The following is a 17260-nucleotide window of genomic DNA, read 5'->3' on the forward strand; positions in this document are numbered from 1 at the left end:
CGGCTTCCCCTGGACGAAGGACAAAGGAGTCGCGGGTGTCCAGCTCCGACATCTTCATCGGCGAGACCATCGGTACCGCCATACTCATCCTGCTCGGCGGCGGTGTCTGCGCCGCCGTGACGCTCAAGGCCTCCAAGGCCCGCAACGCCGGCTGGCTCGCCATCGCGTTCGGGTGGGGCTTCGCCGTCATGACGGCGGCGTACATCTCGACGCCGCTCTCCGGCGCCCACCTCAACCCCGCCGTGACGGTCGGCATCGCGATCAAGGACGGCGACTGGACCAACGTCCCGACCTATTTCGCGGGTCAGCTCCTCGGCGCCATGATCGGCGCGGTCCTGGTCTGGGTCGCCTACTACGGCCAGTTCCAGGCGCACCTCACCGACCCGGAGATCGTCGGCGGGCCGGGCGCGCAGGACACGACGGCCAAGTCCGTCGAGGCACAGGAGGGCGGCGCCGGCCCCGTCCTGGGCGTCTTCTCCACCGGCCCGGAGATCCGGCACACGGTGCAGAACCTCGCCACCGAGATCATCGGCACCTTCGTCCTGCTGCTCGCCATCCTCACCCAGGGGCTCAACGACGAGGGCAACGGCCTCGGCGTCCTGGGCGCCCTGATCACCGCGTTCGTAGTGGTCTCGGTCGGTCTGTCCCTCGGTGGTCCGACGGGCTACGCGATCAACCCGGTCCGCGACCTCGGCCCGCGCATCGTGCACGCCCTGCTCCCCCTGCCCAACAAGGGCGGCTCGGACTGGGCCTACGCCTGGGTCCCGGTCGTCGGTCCGCTGATCGGCGGTGCGATCGCCGGAGGTGTCTACAACGTCGCGTTCGCCTGAGCGGACATCCGCTCGGTCATCATCGAGCCGCAGAGCACGCGCCGTACACACCGGCCACCACCCCACGGAACCCCAGGAGCACACAGTGACCGACGCCCACACCGCCGGACCCTTCATCGCCGCGATCGACCAGGGCACGACCTCTTCGCGCTGCATCGTCTTCGACCGCGACGGACGCATCGTCTCCGTCGACCAGAAGGAGCACGAGCAGATCTTCCCCAAGCCGGGCTGGGTCGAGCACGACGCCGCCGAGATCTGGACCAACGTCCAGGAGGTCGTCGCCGGGGCGGTCGAGAAGGCGGGCATCACCCGCGACGACATCAAGGCCATCGGCATCACCAACCAGCGCGAGACCACCGTCGTCTGGGACAAGAACACCGGTGAGCCGGTCCACAACGCCATCGTCTGGCAGGACACCCGCACCGACGCCCTGTGCCGCGAACTCGGCCGCAACGTCGGCCAGGACCGCTTCCGCCGCGAGACCGGCCTCCCCCTCGCCTCCTACTTCGCCGGCCCCAAGGCCCGCTGGCTGCTCGACAACGTCGACGGTCTGCGCGAGCGCGCCGAGGCGGGCGACCTGCTCTTCGGCACGATGGACACCTGGGTCATCTGGAACCTGACGGGCGGGGTGAACGGCGGCAAGCACGTCACCGACGTCACCAACGCCTCCCGCACCATGCTGATGAACCTGCACACCATGCAGTGGGACGAGCGGATCGCCGAGTCGATCGGCGTGCCGACGCAGATGCTCCCCGAGATCCGCTCCTCCGCCGAGGTCTACGGCGAGATCAAGGGCGGCAGGCTCGGCGACCTGCTCGGCGGCATCCCCGTCGCCTCCGCGCTCGGCGACCAGCAGGCGGCCCTGTTCGGCCAGACCTGCTTCTCCGAGGGCGAGACCAAGTCGACGTACGGCACCGGCACCTTCATGGTGATGAACACCGGCGACAAGATCATCAACTCCTACTCGGGCCTGCTGACCACGGTCGGCTACAAGATCGGCGACCAGGACACGGTCTACGCCCTGGAGGGCTCGATCGCCGTCACCGGCTCGCTGGTGCAGTGGATGCGCGACCAGATGGGCCTGATCTCCACCGCCGCCGAGATCGAGACCCTGGCGATGCAGGTCGAGGACAACGGCGGCGCCTACTTCGTCCCGGCCTTCTCCGGCCTGTTCGCCCCGTACTGGCGCTCCGACGCCCGCGGTGTGATCGCCGGCCTGACCCGGTACGTCACCAAGGCGCACCTCGCGCGCGCCGTCCTGGAGGCCACCGCCTGGCAGACGCGGGAGATCGCGGACGCCATGACGAAGGACTCCGGTGTGGAGCTGACCGCCCTCAAGGTCGACGGCGGCATGACCTCCAACAACCTGCTGATGCAGACCCTCGCCGACTTCGTGGACGCCCCCGTGGTGCGCCCGATGGTCGCCGAGACCACCTGCCTCGGCGCCGCCTACGCCGCCGGCCTCGCCGTCGGCTTCTGGAACAGCACCGACGACCTGCGCGCCAACTGGCGGCGGGCCGCCGAGTGGACCCCCCGCATGGACGCGGAGACCCGCGACCGTGAGTACAAGAGCTGGCTCAAGGCCGTGGAGCGGACCATGGGCTGGATCGCCGACGAAGACTGACGAGGAGTAAGAACCGCAATGACCACTCAGTCCACCCTGCAGTCCGTGCCTGCCCTGGGGACGCACCCGGCCTCCGGCTCCAACCCGAGCCGGGCCGAGACCCGGGAGCAGCTCTCCAAGGCGTCGTACGACCTTCTCGTGATCGGCGGTGGCATCCTGGGCATCTCCACCGCCTGGCACGCCGCGCAGTCCGGCCTCAGGGTGGCCGTGGTCGACGCCGGCGACTTCGCCGGCGCCACCTCCTCCGCCTCCTCCAAGCTGCTCCACGGCGGCCTGCGCTACCTGCAGACCGGCGCGGTGAAGCTGGTGGCGGAGAACCACTTCGAGCGCCGTGCGGTCTCCCGCCAGGTGGCCCCCCACCTGGCGAACCCGCTCACCTTCTACCTCCCCGTGTACAAGGGCGGACCGCACGGCGCGGCGAAGCTCGGTGCCGGTGTCTTCGCGTACTCGGCGCTGTCCGCCTTCGGCGACGGCGTCGGCCACCTGCTCTCCCCGGCCAAGGCCGCGCAGGACGTGCCGGAGCTGCGCACCGACAACCTCAAGGCCGTGGCCGTGTACGGCGACGACCAGATGAACGACGCCCGCATGGCCCTGATGACGGTCCGCGCGGCGGTCGAGTCCGGCGCGGTCGTCCTCAACCACGCCGAGGTCACCGGGCTGCGCTTCACCAAGGGCCGGGTGACCGGCGCCGAGCTGAAGGACCGGCTGTCCGGCGACGAGTTCGGTGTGAACGCCCGCCTGGTGCTCAACGCCACCGGCCCGTGGGTCGACCACCTGCGCCGCATGGAGGACCCGAACGCGGCCCCGTCGATCCGCCTGTCGAAGGGCGCGCACCTGGTGCTCAAGCGCACCGCGCCCTGGAAGGCGGCGCTGGCGACCCCCATCGACAAGTACCGCATCACCTTCGCCCTCCCGTGGGAGGACATGCTGCTGCTCGGCACGACCGACGAGGAGTACGAGGGCGACCCGGCGGACGTGGCGGTCAACGACAAGGACATAACCCAGATCCTCGACGAGGCCGCCTTCTCCATCCGCGACCAGCAGCTCGACCGGGACCTCATCACGTACTCCTTCGCGGGCCTGCGCGTGCTGCCGGGCGGTCCCGGTGACACCGCGAAGGCCAAGCGCGAGACGGTCGTCACGGAGGGCCGGGGCGGCATGCTGTCCGTCGCGGGCGGCAAGTGGACCACCTTCCGCCACATCGGCCGTACGGTCATGAAGAAGCTGGAGGCGCTGCCGGGCCACCCGCTGGGTGACGACTTCGAACCCATCGCCTCGCTGCCGAAGAAGCTGCCGCTGCCCGGCGTCGCCAATCCGCGCGCGGTCGCCCACCGGCTGCTGGTGGACGGGCCCGCGCCCGGCCCGCGCATGGCGGCGGACACCGCCAAGCACCTGGCCACGCACTACGGTTCGCTGGCCTTCGACATCGCCCGGCTCGCGAACGAGAGCCCGGAGCTGGCCGAGCGCGTCCACCCGGACGCCCCGGAGATCTGGGCGCAGGTGGTGTGGGCCCGGGACCACGAGTGGGCCGAGACGGCGGACGACGTGCTGCGCCGTCGGACGACGCTGACGATCCGCGGCCTGGCCACGGACGACGTCCGCGCGAAGGTCCAGGACCTGCTCGACGAGAAGTAGGCCGCCCGCGGCCCGGCGGGCCCGCCGGGCCGCCGGCCTGCCGGAAGGCGGTGGCTCCGCGCCGACGGAGCCACCGCCTTCTTCCGTGCTGCGCGACCGGGGGGAACCGCGGCCCCATAATGTCGTAAGACATCGGATGTCTGGGCGGCATCCAGCGACACGAGGAGGTCGGCCATGGCGGTCACCGACGAGGCGATCGAGAAGATCAAAGACATGATCGTCTCCGGCGCGCTGCGGCCCGGCGACCGGCTGCCCAAGGAGAGCGAACTCGCCGCCGGCCTCGGGCTGTCCCGCAACTCCCTGCGCGAGGCCGTGCGCGCCCTGTCGCTGATCCGGATCCTGGACGTGCGGCAGGGCGACGGCACCTACGTCACCAGTCTGGATCCGCAGCTCCTGCTGGAGGCCGTGAGCTTCGTCGTCGACTTCCACCGCGACGACACGGTGCTGGAGTTCCTCGCCGTGCGCCGCATCCTGGAGCCGGCCGCGACCGCGATGGCGGCCTCCCGGATCAGCGAGCGCGAACTGGACGCACTCGACGCCCAGATGGCCGCCCTGGGCGGCGAGCCGTCGGTGGAGGAGCTGGTCGCCGGGGATCTGGAGTTCCACCGGGGCATCGTGGGGGCCGCCGGCAACTCGGTGCTCTGCTCCCTCCTCGACAGTCTCTCCGGCCCCACCACCCGGGCCCGGGTCTGGCGCGGGCTGACCCAGGAGGACGCGGTCAGCCGCACCCTGCACGAGCACCGCGCGATCCTCGGCGCGCTGCGCGACCGGGACGCGGAAGCGGCGCGTTCCTGGGCGACGGTGCACATCGCCTCCGTGGAGCAGTGGCTGCGCTCGACCCTGTGACCCGGGTCCGGTGGGGTGCCGGACCGGCTCCGGTCCGGGGCGGCGGCGGGGTGTCCGGCCGCCGGGAACGGGGCAGTGATCCGTTCACTCCCCCGTGCGAGGGGGCTGCGGGCGGCCCCTCGGCACGCCGTAAGGTTGGGGGGTACGCGAGGGCACGTCGGAAGGAGGCGCTGGGTGATCGAGCTCGAGGGGGTTCCCGAGCTGGTCGACCCGGTCATGGTGGCCGCGTTCGAGGGCTGGAACGACGCCGGCGACGCCGCCTCCACCGCGGTCGCGCATCTCGACAGGGAGTGGAAGGGCGAGGTGTTCGCGGCGCTGGACGCCGAGGACTACTACGACTTCCAGGTCAACCGTCCCACGGTGTTCATGGAGGACGGCGTCCGCAAGATCACGTGGCCGACGACGAGGCTGTCGGTGGTCCGGGTGGGCGGCGACAAACCGCGCGACCTCGTCCTCGTCCGCGGCATCGAACCGTCCATGCGCTGGCGGTCCTTCTGCAACGAGCTGCTCGGCTTCGCCCACGAGCTGGGCGTCGAGCTGGTGGTCGTCCTGGGCGCCCTGCTGGGCGACACCCCGCACACCCGGCCGGTCCCGATCAGCGGTACCACGTCGGACGCGGACCTGGCCCGGCGCATGGACCTGGAGGAGACCAAGTACGAGGGGCCCACGGGCATCGTCGGCGTCCTGCAGGAGGCGTGCACGCACGCGGGCGTGCCGGCCGTGTCGCTGTGGGCCGCGGTGCCGCACTACGTGTCGCAGCCACCCAACCCGAAGGCCACGCTGGCCCTCCTGAACCGCCTGGAGGACCTGATCGGCGTGCGCGTCCCGCTGGGTGAGCTGCCCGAGGACGCGCGTGCCTGGCAGGTGGGCGTCGACCAACTGGCCGCGGAGGACAGTGAGGTCGCCGAGTACGTCCAGTCGTTGGAGGAGGCCCGGGACACCGCGGAGCTGCCGGAGGCCTCGGGCGAGGCGATCGCCCGCGAGTTCGAGCGGTACCTGCGGCGCCGGGACGGCGGCTCCGGACCGGGCGGGCACGCCACGGCGGACGGCGGCGACGGCCCGACGGGGACGCCCTACCTGCGGGACAACCCCGGCGGCCGGCCCCGTCCGTCCAAGGGGCCGAAGAGCGGCGACGACGAGGAGTCGTCGGAGGAATGACCGGGTGTCGTGGGCGGGGCGGCGGCCGACCGCCCCGCCCACGACCTCAGACCCGGTCCACCGCCACGACCTCAGACCCGGTCCACCGCCACGGCGTCGTACTCGGTGTCCGGCGTCGGCTGCTCCACGTCGAAGCGGGCGTTGGGCAGGTAGAGGCGGTCGCCCCAGGCCACGACCGTGGTCGGGATGCGGAAACGCGGGTCCGTGATGCGGGCGACGGCGGTGCCCTCGGTGCCGGCCGCGTTCAGCCGGAACACGTCGATCGCGTTCTGCCACTGCTGGACGGCGTAGAGGGTCCTGCCGCGCAGCAGAAGTCCGTCGCCGTTGGGGAGCCTGGCCGGGCCGAGGTCGACGGCGCGGGCGGTTCCGGTGCGCGGGTCCACCCGCATGAGGCCGCCACCGTTCGCGAAGGCGTTGACCACGAGCAGCGCGCTGCCGTCGGGCGTGCGCTCGATGCCGTTGGCGGTGAAGTCCGGTCCCTGCTCCCAGTCGCCGCTCAGCGGCAGGGTCTCCACGGCGCCGGGCCGGCCGTGCCGGTCCAGGGCCAGCCGGTGGAGCACCGGCTGGAAGGATGCGGTGAACCACGCGGCGCCCGGGGTGAGGATCACGTCGTTCACGAACGTGCCGCCGACGTCGTAGACCTTCTCGGTCTCGCCCGTGCGGACGTCGACGACGCGGATCTCGCCGCTGTCGCCGCCGCTGACGAAGAGTCTGCCGCTCCGGTCCAGGCGCATGCCCACGGACGGATGTCCGGCGCCGAGGCCCTTGGCGACGACCGAGCCGCGGCCGGTGGCCAGGGCCGCGCGGTAGATGTCGCCGTTCGCGAGCGAGCCGAAGTAGGCGTACGGCGCCGCGCCGATGGCGATGCCCTCGGGCTGGAAGCCGTCGGGCAGCCCGAACCGCCGGGGCCAGGGCCGGGCGGGGTCGTGCCCGGTCGCGTGGGCGGTGCCGCCGAGCAGCGCGGCTCCGGCGAGAGCGGTGCTGCCGGTCAGGAAAGCTCGGCGTGCGAAGGAACGATCGGTGGGTGCCACGGTGCGTCCTTCCGGGGAGCCGGCCGACGGCCGGCGGCCAACAGGGGCACCCAGCCCACCACATGACGGGGGCTTCCGCAGGCATTGTCCGCGGAAGCCCTTCTGCCAGTTCCCCGGTGCCTACAGAGCGACGCCCAGCAGCGCGTCGACGGCACGCGAGACGACGCCGGGTGCGCCGGTGTCCGTGCCGCCGCTGTCCTGCTGGAGTGCGGCCCAGCGGTCGACGGCGTCGAGCGCGGCCGGGGAGTCCAGGTCGTTCGCGAGGGCCTCGCGGATCTCCTCGACGACGGCCTCGGCGGACGGGCCGTCGGGCCGGGACACGGCGGCGCGCCAGCGCTCCAGCCGGGCGACGGCGTCCCGCAGCACCTGGTCGGTCCACTCCCAGTCCGAGCGGTAGTGGTGGGCGAGGAGCGTGAGCCGGATGGCCGACGGGTCGACACCGTCGCGCCGCAGCTGCGAGACGAAGACCAGGTTGCCCTTGGACTTGGACATCTTCTCGCCGTCGAGCCCGACCATGCCGGCGTGCACGTACGCCTTGGCCATGGGGAACTCGCCGGTGAGCACCTGGGCGTGCGAGGCGCCCATCTCGTGGTGCGGGAAGGCGAGGTCGGAGCCGCCGCCCTGCACGTCGAATCCCATGCCGAGGTGGTCGAGGGCGATGGCCACGCACTCGATGTGCCAGCCGGGCCGCCCGCGGCCGAGCGTGGCGCCGTCCCAGCTGGGCTCGCCCTCGCGGGCCGCCATCCACAGCATCGGGTCGAGCGGGTTCTTCTTGCCAGGGCGCTCCGGGTCGCCGCCCCGCTCGGCGGAGAGCAGCCGCATGGCGGCGGCGTCGAGCCCGGAGACCTGGCCGAAGTGCGGGTCGGACTCGACGGAGAAGTAGATGTCGCCCTCGAGCTCGTAGGCGGCGCCGGCGTCACGCAGCCGTTCGACGAGCGGGACGATGCCGGGTATGGCCTCGACGGCGCCTATGTAGTGCCGCGGCGGCAGCATGCGCAGCGCCGTCATGTCCTCGCGGAAGAGGGCGGTCTCCTGCTCGGCGAGGGCGGTCCAGTCGAGGCCGTCCCGCTCGGCCCGCTCCAGCAGCGGGTCGTCGACGTCGGTGACGTTCTGGACGTAGTGAACCTGCCGCTTGGTGTCGAGCCACACGCGCTGCACGAGGTCGAACGCGTTGTAGGTGGCCGCGTGCCCCATGTGGGTGGCGTCGTACGGCGTGATGCCGCAGACGTAGATACGGGCGACGGGACCGGGGTCGAGGGTGACGAGGCCGCCGGTCGCGGTGTCGTGGATCCTCAGGTCGCGGCCCTGACCAGGCAGGGCGGGGACCTCGGAAGCGGGCCAGGCATGCATGTCATTGAGCCTAACCGGACGGATGTTCCGTCCACGAACCGGACCGGGCCGGATGGCCGGTAAGGCGCTCTTGCGCGGCACCGGCAGGTGTGCGGGGCGGTGCCTAGACGGGGGGCCAGGGGATGGCCGGCCATTCCCCGCCCGGTTCGGGGTGCTTGCCGGACGCCAGCAGGGCGTCGACACGCGCGCGCGTGGCATCGAGTTCGGCGGGGGTGATGAGCGTGCCGAGCCGGGTCGCCAGGGTCCCGCCGTCCTTCAGGGCCTCCTTGAGGGCGTCGAGCACCGCCAGGGCCTCCCCGGTGAGCGGGTCGCCCGCCCAGCCCCACAGGAGGGTGCGCAGTTTGTTCTCGGTGTGGAAGGTCACTCCGTGGTCGATGCCGTACAGCCGTTCCTCGCCCGCGGGCAGCAGGTGGCCGCCCTTGCGGTCGGCGTTGTTGAGCACCGCGTCCAGCACGGCCATCCGACGCAGCCGCTCGTCGTCGGCGTGCACGAGGAGCGCGGTGCGGCCCTCCTGGACCTCGGCGAAGGCGATCGCCTTCCAGCCGGGGCCGGGTTCCTCGCCGTCCACCAGGGCGAGCAGCTCCGGCTGGGGCACCGCCTCGATCCACAGCTGGCACATGCCCTCGCCGTACGGCCCGTCGCGCAGCACGGTGGGCGGTACGAGGCCCCAGCCGGTGGCCTCGGAGACCTCGTACGCCGCGACCTCGCGCTGGGCGAGGGTGCCGTCGGGGAAGTCCCACAGGGGCCGTTCCCCGGCGACCGGCTTGTAGACGCAGGCCGTCTCGCGTCCCTCGTACGCCACCGTGCAGTACAGCGCCGCGTTGGAGGCGTCACGGATGCGTCCGCGCACGGTCAGCTCGCCCTGGGCGAGGAACTCGGCGGTCGCCGCGTCGGTGGTCACGCTCCGCGGCGGTATCCGTTCTGGCGCGGACATACATGTCCTTCCGGGTCGAGCGGGAGGCTGCACAGCGGGCACGGCGGCCGCCCGGCGTTGACGACGTCCAGGGCGCGCTTGGCGAAGGCCCTGGCCTGCGCGCCGGTGAGCCGGACCCGGAGCATCGGGGGGCCGTTCTCCTCGTCCTGGAGCAGCCGCTCCTCGGCCTCCGCCAGGTCCTCCTCGGACTCGGCGTCCAGCTCCACGAGGGCCTGCGCCTCGACGATCATGCGCTGGTCCTCGCCGTCCCAGGCCAGCGCCATGGTGCCGACCCGGAACTCCTCCTCGACGGGGGTGGCCAGCGGCGCCGTGTCGGCGGGCTCGGTGGGGGCCGTGGCGGGGACGACGGTGCTGCCGCCGCTGCGCCGGACGACCTCGTCGAGGAGTTCGTCCATGCGCTCGGCGAGAGCGGCGACCTGGGTCTTCTCCAGGGCCACGCTGGTCACCCGGGAGCCGGCGGAAGCCTGGAGGAAGAACGTACGGCGCCCGGGCAGTCCGACCGTACCGGCCACGAAACGTTCCGGTTGGTCGTAGAGGAACACCTGACGGGACACGTCCTGTCTCCATGAGAAGTCGTAAGAAGCGGGAAGGCGGGGGCTGGGCAATGCTGCGATCGCTTCACCCTACTGCGGCCGACGATCACGGTGCGCCCGCACCACCACCGACCGGGGCGTCGTCGCCCGTGGGCTCCGCGCGCGGGGCCAGTGCGGCGAGGTCTCCGGTGTCGCCGAGACGGACGAGGTAGGGCCGCAGGCGGGTGTAGCGGATCGCCGTGACGGAGCACGGTTCGACCGAGATCCGCTGGAAGAGGTCGAGGTGGAGGCCGAGCGCCTCGGCGACGAGGGACTTGATGATGTCGCCGTGGGAGCACATGAGGTACACGGCGTCGCCACCGTGGTCGCGCTCCACGCGCGCGTTCCACTCGCGCACCGCCTCGGCGGCGCGGGTCTGCATCGCGCGCATCGACTCGCCGCCGGGGAACGCGGCCGCTGAGGGGTGCGCCTGCACCACTTCCATCAGGGGCTCGTCCTTGAGCTCGGCTAGCTTGCGGCCGGACCAGTCGCCGTAGTCGCACTCCCCGATCCGTTCGTCGGTGTGCGGCCGCAGCTCGGGCCGGGCGTCGAGCAGCGGCCGGATCGTCTCCTGGCAGCGCTGCAGCGGGCTGGTGACGATCTCGGAGAGCGGCAGGCCGGCGAGCCGCCCGGGCAGCGCGGCGGCCTGGGCGGCCCCGCGCTCGTCGAGGGCGACGCCGGGCGTCCGGCCGGCGAGCAGCCCCTCGGTGTTGGCGGTGGAACGTCCGTGCCTAACCAGGATCAGCGTGGGCATGCGGCCAGGGTAGGCGTACCGCGTGGCGCGAGGGCGCCCGGGCGAGGGGAGAATGCGTTCGGTGATCGTCGACTGTGCCATCTACCGGGACGGGCACCGCACGGACGGGCCCGACGACCTCTCCGACGCGCTCGCCGAGGCGCGGACCGCGGGCGGCTTCGTGTGGATCGGGCTGTACGAGCCGACGGCGGAGGAGTTCGACCTGGTCAGCCAGGAGTTCGCACTGCACCCGCTGGCCGTGGAGGACGCCCTGAAGGCGCACCAGCGGCCCAAGCTGGAGGTGTACGAGGACTCGCTCTTCGTCGTCCTCAAGCCGGTGGTGTACGAGCCGGAGAGCGACGTCGTCTCCGCCGACGAGCTCATGATCTTCCTGGGGGACGCCTTCGTGGTCGTCGTCCGGCACGGCGAGGGATCCCCGCTGAAGGCCGTACGGCAGCGCCTGGAGCACGAGCCGGAGCTGCTCGGCAAGGGCCCCACCGCGGTGCTGTACGCGATATCGGACGCCGTCGTGGACCACTACCTGGACGTGGCGCTCGAGCTGCAGAACGACCTGGAGGAGCTGGAGGCCGAGGTCTTCTCACCGGACGGCGGCGGTTCGCGGCGCACCGCGTCCCGGATCTACACCTTCAAACGGCAGGTCCTGGAGTTCCGCCGGGCTACCGGTCCGCTGGCGCCGGCGCTCGCCCGGCTCGCCGGGATGGGGCCGTACGGCGGCGCGGTGCCGTTCGTGAACGACAGGGCGCGGCCGTTCTTCCGGGACGTGAGCGACCACCTCACGCGCGTGAACGAGTCGGTGGAGGGCCTGGACCGGCTGGTCTCGGACATCCTGTCGGCGCACCTGGCGCAGACGAGCGTCCGGCAGAACGACGACATGCGGAAGATCTCGGCGTGGGCGGCCATGGCGGCGGTCCCCACGATGATCGCCGGGATCTACGGCATGAACTTCGACCACATGCCCGAGCTGCACTGGGTGGGCGGCTATCCGGCGGTGATCGTGCTGATGGCCCTGCTGGAGGTGCTGCTGTACCGGCTGTTCAAGCGTCGGGGCTGGCTCTAGAAGGCTCGTGAACCTCTCGGTGAGGGCACCGGGTGTCTCAGGCGGCCCCGGAGTGGGCGAGGTGGTCGTCCTCGTCGGCGGAGATCGTCCGGACGGCCCGGCCCGGGTCCGGGTGGTCCGCGAAGTGCTTGCGGAGCATCGCCATCCGGTCGGCGGCGCGCTGCTCGGTGACCCTGCCGTGTGCGAGGTAGGTGCTGCTGTCCCGCACCGTGAGGGGTTGCTCGGCCTTGAGCCTGTCGTGCGCGAGTCCGATGCCGTGCCGCTCCAGGAGCACGGTGCAGTCGGTGTCGGGGGGCACCTCGACGGGCTCCAGGCCGCGCTTCCTCAGCAGGGCGTTGAGGATCCGCCCGGGCTTGTCCTCGTCCGCGCCGTGCCGGGCGGTCTTGGGGGCGAGGGCGCGCTCGCTCTCCGGCACCAGCGCCGCGATGCGCGCGTTCTCCAGGGGCAACAGGTGCGGTGGCCGACTCCGCCGGAAGAAGGCGGGCCGGAAGCCCGGAAGAGGCGTAACCACATGTGCGCGGGTGCGTTGTTCCCCGTGACGGCCGTGGCGGGGAAGACCCCCGAGCCCCCACCACGGCCGTAGAAACCCAGCCCCCGGGCCCCCGGTTCCTAGGCGAGTCCGGCGCGTTCCAGCGCCTCGGTGCCGGCGCGGAGCGCGGCGATCCGCTCGTCCAGTGTGAAGCCCGCGGGGGCGAGGGTCAGCGTGGTGACGCCGGCCGCGGCGTAGGCCTTCATCCGGTCCGCGATGCGGTCGACGGAACCGAGCAGCGTGGTCTTGTCGATCAGGTCGTGCGGCACGGCGGCCGCGGCGCCCTGCTTGTCGCCCGACAGGTACGTGTCCTGGATCTCGGCGGCCTCCCGCTCGTACCCCATGCGCCGGGCGAGCTGGTTGTAGAAGTTCTGCTTGCGGCTGCCCATGCCGCCGACGTAGAGCGCGGTGTAGGGGCGGAACGTGTCGGCGAGGGCGGTGACGTCCTTGTCGTCGCCGAGGGCGAGCGGCAGGGTCGGGCAGACGTCGAAGCCGTCGAGGGTCTTCCCGGCCTTCTCACGTCCGGCGCGCAGGTGCCGGATCGCGGTGTCCTCCAGGTGCTCGGCGGAGGGGAAGATCAGCAGGGCGCCGTCGGCGATCTCGCCGGTCTGCTCCAGGTTCTTCGGGCCGATCGCGGCGATGTACAGCGGGATGTGCTCGCGCTCCGGGTGCACGGTCAGCTTGATCGGCTTGCCGGGGCCGCCGGGGAGCGGCAGCGTCCAGTGCTGTCCCTCGTAGGAGAGCCGCTCGCGGGTCATCGCCTTGCGGACGATCTCGACGTACTCGCGGGTGCGGGCCAGCGGCTTGTCGAACGTGACGCCGTACCAGCCCTCGGAGACCTGCGGGCCGGAGACGCCGAGGCCCAGGCGGAAGCGGCCCTTGGAGAGGGAGTCCAGGGTGGCCGCCGTCATCGCGGTCATCGCGGGCTGGCGGGCCGGGATCTGGAAGATGGCCGAGCCGACGTCGATGCGCTCGGTCTGGGCGGCGACCCAGGTGAGCACGGTGGCCGCGTCGGAGCCGTAGGCCTCGGCGGCCCAGCAGACGGCGTACCCGAGCCGGTCGGCCTCCTGCGCGACGGCCAGGTTGTCCGCGTCCATTCCGGCACCCCAGTAGCCGAGGTTGATCCCGAGCTGCATGGCCGATTCCCCTTACCGATCAGTAACGTCAGTTGGGGCGACCTTAGCGCGCCGAAATCGCTTATCCACAGGCCCCCACGGCGCAAGCCGTGGCCAGTAATGTCGGCGTTCATGGAGCAGAGGCATCTCGGCCGCACCGGCCTGCGCGTGTCCCGCATCGGTCTCGGCACCCTGACCTGGGGCCGGGACACGGACGAGCATGACGCCGCGGACCTCTTGAAGACCTTCTGGGAGGCGGGCGGCACCCTCGTCGACACCGCGGACGTCTACGGCGACGGGGAGGCCGAGTATCTCCTCGGCCGGCTCATGGAGGGCCTGGTGCCCCGCCGGGATCTGGTGATCTCGACCAAGGCCGGCAGCGTGCCGGACCCGGACCGCCGCTTCGACGGTTCGCGCGCCCATCTGCTCGCCGCGCTGGACGCCTCGCTGGCCCGCCTGGGGACGGACCACGTCGACGTGTGGCACCTCCACGCCTTCGATCCGCACACGCCGCTGGAGGAGACCCTGCACGCCCTGGACGTGGCGGTGAGCAGCGGCCGGGCCCGCTACGCGGGCGTGTCCAACTTCTGCGGCTGGCAGCTGGCCAAGGCGGCGACCTGGCAGCTGGCGGCCCCGGGCGTGCGGAACCGGGTGGCCAGTACGCAGATGGAGTACTCGCTGCTCCAGCGGGGCATCGAGCGCGAGGTGCTGCCGGCCGCGCTGGACCTCGGGATCGGCCTGCTGCCCTCCTCGCCGCTGGGCCGCGGGGTCCTGACCGGCAAGTACCGGGGGGACGCGACGCCGGTGGACTCGCGGGGCGCCTCGGAACACCTGGCCCCGTTCGTCGCGCCCTACCTCGACGACACGGCCGGCCACATCGTGGACGCGGTGGCGACGGCGGCGGACGGGCTCGCGGTGACGCCGCTCCAGGTGGCACTGGCGTGGGTACGCGACCGGCCCGGCGTGGTCGCCCCGATCGTCGGCGCGCGCACCGCACAGCAGCTCACGGCGGCGTTGTCAGTGGAGACCCTTAGTCTTCCTGACGAGATCCGCCGGGCGCTCGACGACGTGTCGGCGCCTGTGCACCGTTATCCCGATCACGACTGGAGCACGCTGTGAGCACGCAGCCCGAGCCCGCCACCGAGGACACCGCGGACGCCGTGGACGCCGGGCCTGGGACGCCGGGCACCGCCGGGGCGCCCGGGCCCGAGGACGCCGGGAGCGGGGCGAAGGCCGACGCCCGGGCCGGGGACATCGAGGCGGCACGGCCGGGACGTGAGAGCCGGAACGCCGACGGCGCGAGCACCGGCGGTCAGGCCACTGCTGACGCGGGGCGGCCGGACAGCGGGGGCGCGGACGCCGCCGACACCGAGGGCGCCGGGAAGACCGAGCGGCCAGCGGACGCGGACGCGGACGGCCCGGCGGAGGACAACAGCCCGGACACCGGCACCCCGGACAGCGACGCGGGCGCCGACGATCAGGCCGCTACCGACGCACTGCGGCCCGACCACGAGGGCCCGGACGCCACGGACACCCAGGGCGCCGGGAAGACCGAGCGGCCAGCGGGCGAGGACGCGGCCGGCGCGGCGGGCACAAGCCCCGGGGGCGGCGGCTCGGCCGGGGGTGATCCGTCCGTGGACGGGCCGGCGGCCGGCGGGGACGCGGCAGCCCGGGTGTCCGAGGCCGAGGCCGAGCTGGCCGCCCAGCGGCTCGAGCGCGAGCGGATCGAGCGGCGCAAGGCCGAGAAGCAGGTGCCGATCGACGCCGGGGGCAAGCTCAGCGGCACCGCGGCCGACCTGCTCGCCGCCGTGCGGGCCGTGGAGAGCGGCGGCAAACCGGCGGCCACGGTCTTCGGCGACCCCGCGCCCGCGCCCCGCCGTCCCGCCCCCGAGCCGGTACGGCCACCGCGGCCGGTCCCGGCCGAGCCCGCCGCCGCGCTCGTGGGCCCCGCCCCCGAGACCGTCCAGGCCGTGCGCCACGTGCTGGCCGAGGGCGGCGCCCCCGAGGCGCTCGCACCGCAGACCGCCGCGGCGCTCGGCGAGGGCGCGCAGGAGGCTCTGCGCGCGGACCCCTGGCAGCTGCTGCGGGTCGCCGGGGTCCGGCCGGAGCAGGCCGACGGGTTCGCCCGTGCGCTGCTCGGCGCGGAGTGCGGCCCGGACGACGAACGTCGCGGCCGTGCGGTCACCGTGTGGCTTCTGGAGCAGGCCGCGCTGGCCGGGCACACGGCCATCGAGCTGCCGCGGCTCACGGCCGCGCTGGCCCAGCGCGGCGTGCCCGACCCCGACGCCGCCGTCCAGAGCGCGCTCGCCGAGGGTGAGGCGCTGGCCTTCCAGGACGCTCTGGAGGAGCCCGGTGCCCCCGCGGGGAGCGCCGCGGACGGAGCGGACGAGGAGGACGGCGAGGGCCAGGAGCGCCCGGTCCGGGTGCTGGTCGGCCTGGAGCGGTACGCGCTCGCGGAGGAGAGCCTCGCCGACGGACTGGCCCGGCTGGTCGACTCGGCACCGAAGCACGAGGATTCCGCGGCGGACTGGGAGGGGGCCGCCGCCTCGGCGCAGGGTTCCGCCGGCGACCTGATCCGCGCGGTCGCCGGGCACGGACTGGTCCTGCACACGGGAGGGGAGGCGTCCCTGGCCGAGCCGGCCGCCCTGCTGCACGCCGCGCACGCCCTTGGCCTGCGCGCCTGGGCGGCCGCGCCGGGCCCGCTCGGCCGGGACCGCTTCGCCGCCCTGCTGGACGTCCGGACGCCTGCGCCGGACTCCCCCACCGCGGAGGGGGGCGCCCGGGAGGGCTCCGCCCCCGGCGGCCCCGCCGTCGCCACCGTGGCCGGGCTGCTGGCCGGGACCGAGGGGCCCGGGCGGGACGCCGACGGTGCGCTGGAGCTCGATCTGCTCGTCGTGCTCGACGCGCCGCAGCTGGACGTCGAGACGGGCGCCCTGCTGGTGGAGTCACTTCCTGACGGAACGCGGCTGGTGCTGGCCGGTGATCCGGCGGTGCTGTGGTCCGCGGGTCCCGGGCGGGTCTTCGCGGATCTGCTGGCGGCACGGATCTGCCCCCAGATCGCCTCCCGGCGTCCGGACCCAGGCCCCCTCGGGGAACTGGTCTCCGGCATCGGCGTCGGAGAGCTGGTCCAGGTGGAGGCCCCCGGCAAGGAGGTCGTGATCGTGCCGGTGCGGGACCCCGGCGAGGCGGTGCACCGCACCGTCCAGCTCGTCGCGGACTCGGTGCCGCGCGCGATCGGCGTACCCGCCGAGCAGACCCAGGTGATCACGCCCGGCCACGGCGGCGCGGCCGGCACGCGGGCGCTGAACGCGGCGCTGAAGGAGCGGCTGAACCCCGGCCCCGGCCGCTTCGGCGGCTTCGACCCCGGCGACCGTGTCGCCTACTCCCCCGCGCCGGGCCGCACCCTGCCGGGCCGGGTGGTGAAGGCCGACGCGGACGGGCTGCACCTGTCATGCGCGGGCGAGGCCGTCGTCGTACCGAAGGAGCGGGTGGAGCGCGCCGTGCGGCACGGATGGGCGCTGACCGCGCACCAGGCGGTGGGCGGCCGGTGGCCCGCGGTGGTCGTGGTCCTGCCCGGCGACGCCGCGCAGGCCCTCAGCCGTCCCTGGGTCTACACGGCCTTCGGCCGGGCCGCCCGTCATCTGTCCGTGGTGCACGGCGTGGAGCAGGCGCTGCCGCGCGCCGTGGCGGAGGTCCCGGCCAAGCCGCGCACGACCCGGCTGCCGGTACTGCTCGCCCCGCAGATCCCGGCGGCCGGCTGACCCGGCACCCGGCCCTGGCGCCCGCCCGGTCGTCCCGGGCACACGCGACGGCGGCGGTCACGGG

14 protein-coding genes and 1 pseudogene are annotated in these 17260 nt (G+C 73.3%); 8 read left to right on the top strand and 7 right to left on the bottom strand.

Annotated features, from left to right (window positions below):
* Window positions 1-35 precede the first annotated feature (35 nt).
* The 5 genes from KUM32_RS09890 (at window position 36) to KUM32_RS09910 (ending at window position 6093) form a co-directional block, all read left to right on the top strand.
* A complete protein-coding gene (locus tag KUM32_RS09890; RefSeq protein ID WP_217141452.1) occupies window positions 36-830 on the top strand; it encodes an MIP/aquaporin family protein in 795 nt (264 codons plus the stop codon).
* 85 nt (window positions 831-915) lie between these two features.
* On the top strand, window positions 916-2454 hold the full coding sequence (glpK, locus tag KUM32_RS09895; protein ID WP_217141453.1) for a glycerol kinase GlpK: 1539 nt from the start codon (window positions 916-918) through the stop codon (window positions 2452-2454).
* Window positions 2455-2472: 18 nt separating this feature from the next.
* Window positions 2473-4089 carry a glycerol-3-phosphate dehydrogenase/oxidase gene (locus KUM32_RS09900; RefSeq protein ID WP_217141454.1) on the top strand — a complete coding sequence of 539 codons (1617 nt, stop codon included), beginning with the start codon at window positions 2473-2475 and terminating at the stop codon, window positions 4087-4089.
* A 174-nt stretch (window positions 4090-4263) separates the two neighbouring features.
* Complete coding sequence (locus KUM32_RS09905; RefSeq protein ID WP_217141455.1) at window positions 4264-4935, top strand: FadR/GntR family transcriptional regulator; 672 nt, start codon at window positions 4264-4266, stop codon at window positions 4933-4935.
* 174 nt (window positions 4936-5109) lie between these two features.
* Entirely contained in the window at window positions 5110-6093 is a 984-nt protein-coding gene (locus tag KUM32_RS09910) for a PAC2 family protein (RefSeq protein WP_217141456.1), read from the top strand.
* Between the two features lie 71 nt (window positions 6094-6164).
* Here the strand turns inward: KUM32_RS09910 and KUM32_RS09915 are convergent, their stop codons facing one another.
* The 5 genes from KUM32_RS09915 to KUM32_RS09935 all read right to left on the bottom strand — a co-directional run bounded on the left by KUM32_RS09915 (window position 6165) and on the right by KUM32_RS09935 (window position 10734).
* Entirely contained in the window at window positions 6165-7124 is a 960-nt protein-coding gene (locus KUM32_RS09915; RefSeq protein WP_217141457.1) for an SMP-30/gluconolactonase/LRE family protein, read from the bottom strand.
* A gap of 120 nt (window positions 7125-7244) precedes the next feature.
* The gene (mshC, locus tag KUM32_RS09920) at window positions 7245-8474 is read right to left on the bottom strand and encodes a cysteine--1-D-myo-inosityl 2-amino-2-deoxy-alpha-D-glucopyranoside ligase (protein ID WP_217141458.1); all 1230 of its coding nucleotides are present in this window, start codon (window positions 8472-8474) and stop codon (window positions 7245-7247) included.
* Between the two features lie 103 nt (window positions 8475-8577).
* Complete coding sequence (locus KUM32_RS09925; protein WP_217141459.1) at window positions 8578-9408, bottom strand: SCO1664 family protein; 831 nt, start codon at window positions 9406-9408, stop codon at window positions 8578-8580.
* Window positions 9372-9962: a DUF3090 domain-containing protein gene (locus KUM32_RS09930; RefSeq protein ID WP_217141460.1), complete on the bottom strand. Its 591-nt coding sequence runs from the start codon at window positions 9960-9962 to the stop codon at window positions 9372-9374. The genes KUM32_RS09925 and KUM32_RS09930 overlap by 37 nt, the downstream gene beginning before the upstream one ends.
* 85 nt (window positions 9963-10047) lie before the next feature.
* The gene (locus KUM32_RS09935; protein WP_217141461.1) at window positions 10048-10734 is read right to left on the bottom strand and encodes a histidine phosphatase family protein; all 687 of its coding nucleotides are present in this window, start codon (window positions 10732-10734) and stop codon (window positions 10048-10050) included.
* A 61-nt stretch (window positions 10735-10795) separates the two neighbouring features.
* Here KUM32_RS09935 and corA point away from each other — a divergent pair, with 61 nt between their 5' ends.
* Complete coding sequence (gene corA / locus KUM32_RS09940; protein ID WP_217141462.1) at window positions 10796-11791, top strand: magnesium/cobalt transporter CorA; 996 nt, start codon at window positions 10796-10798, stop codon at window positions 11789-11791.
* Window positions 11792-11843: 52 nt separating this feature from the next.
* On the opposite strand, the pseudogene KUM32_RS09945 reads toward corA, so the two are convergent.
* A pseudogene (locus tag KUM32_RS09945) lies at window positions 11844-12230 on the bottom strand (ferritin-like domain-containing protein); the annotation flags it as partial.
* A 170-nt stretch (window positions 12231-12400) separates the two neighbouring features.
* Window positions 12401-13456, bottom strand: a complete 1056-nt coding sequence (locus tag KUM32_RS09950) for an LLM class F420-dependent oxidoreductase (RefSeq protein ID WP_217141463.1) — start codon at window positions 13454-13456, stop codon at window positions 12401-12403.
* 111 nt (window positions 13457-13567) lie between these two features.
* Here KUM32_RS09950 and KUM32_RS09955 point away from each other — a divergent pair, with 111 nt between their 5' ends.
* The gene (locus KUM32_RS09955; RefSeq protein ID WP_217141464.1) at window positions 13568-14554 is read left to right on the top strand and encodes an aldo/keto reductase; all 987 of its coding nucleotides are present in this window, start codon (window positions 13568-13570) and stop codon (window positions 14552-14554) included.
* A complete protein-coding gene (locus tag KUM32_RS09960; protein WP_374227497.1) occupies window positions 14551-17196 on the top strand; it encodes a helix-hairpin-helix domain-containing protein in 2646 nt (881 codons plus the stop codon). The genes KUM32_RS09955 and KUM32_RS09960 overlap by 4 nt, the downstream gene beginning before the upstream one ends.
* Window positions 17197-17260: the final 64 nt, after the last annotated feature.

The sequence above is a fragment of the Streptomyces sp. AC627_RSS907 genome, from assembly GCF_019049165.1.

What these genes read in the sequence shown, in the direction of transcription:
- KUM32_RS09900 (WP_217141454.1), top strand. Translation starts at nt 2,473, where the DNA reads ATGACCACTCAGTCCACCCTGCAGTCCGTGCCTGCCCTGGGGACGCAC.
- KUM32_RS09905 (WP_217141455.1), top strand. Translation starts at nt 4,264, where the DNA reads ATGGCGGTCACCGACGAGGCGATCGAGAAGATCAAAGACATGATCGTC.
- mshC (WP_217141458.1), bottom strand. Translation starts at nt 8,474, where the DNA reads ATGCATGCCTGGCCCGCTTCCGAGGTCCCCGCCCTGCCTGGTCAGGGC.
- KUM32_RS09925 (WP_217141459.1), bottom strand. Translation starts at nt 9,408, where the DNA reads ATGTCCGCGCCAGAACGGATACCGCCGCGGAGCGTGACCACCGACGCG.
- KUM32_RS09935 (WP_217141461.1), bottom strand. Translation starts at nt 10,734, where the DNA reads ATGCCCACGCTGATCCTGGTTAGGCACGGACGTTCCACCGCCAACACC.
- KUM32_RS09950 (WP_217141463.1), bottom strand. Translation starts at nt 13,456, where the DNA reads ATGCAGCTCGGGATCAACCTCGGCTACTGGGGTGCCGGAATGGACGCG.
- KUM32_RS09955 (WP_217141464.1), top strand. Translation starts at nt 13,568, where the DNA reads ATGGAGCAGAGGCATCTCGGCCGCACCGGCCTGCGCGTGTCCCGCATC.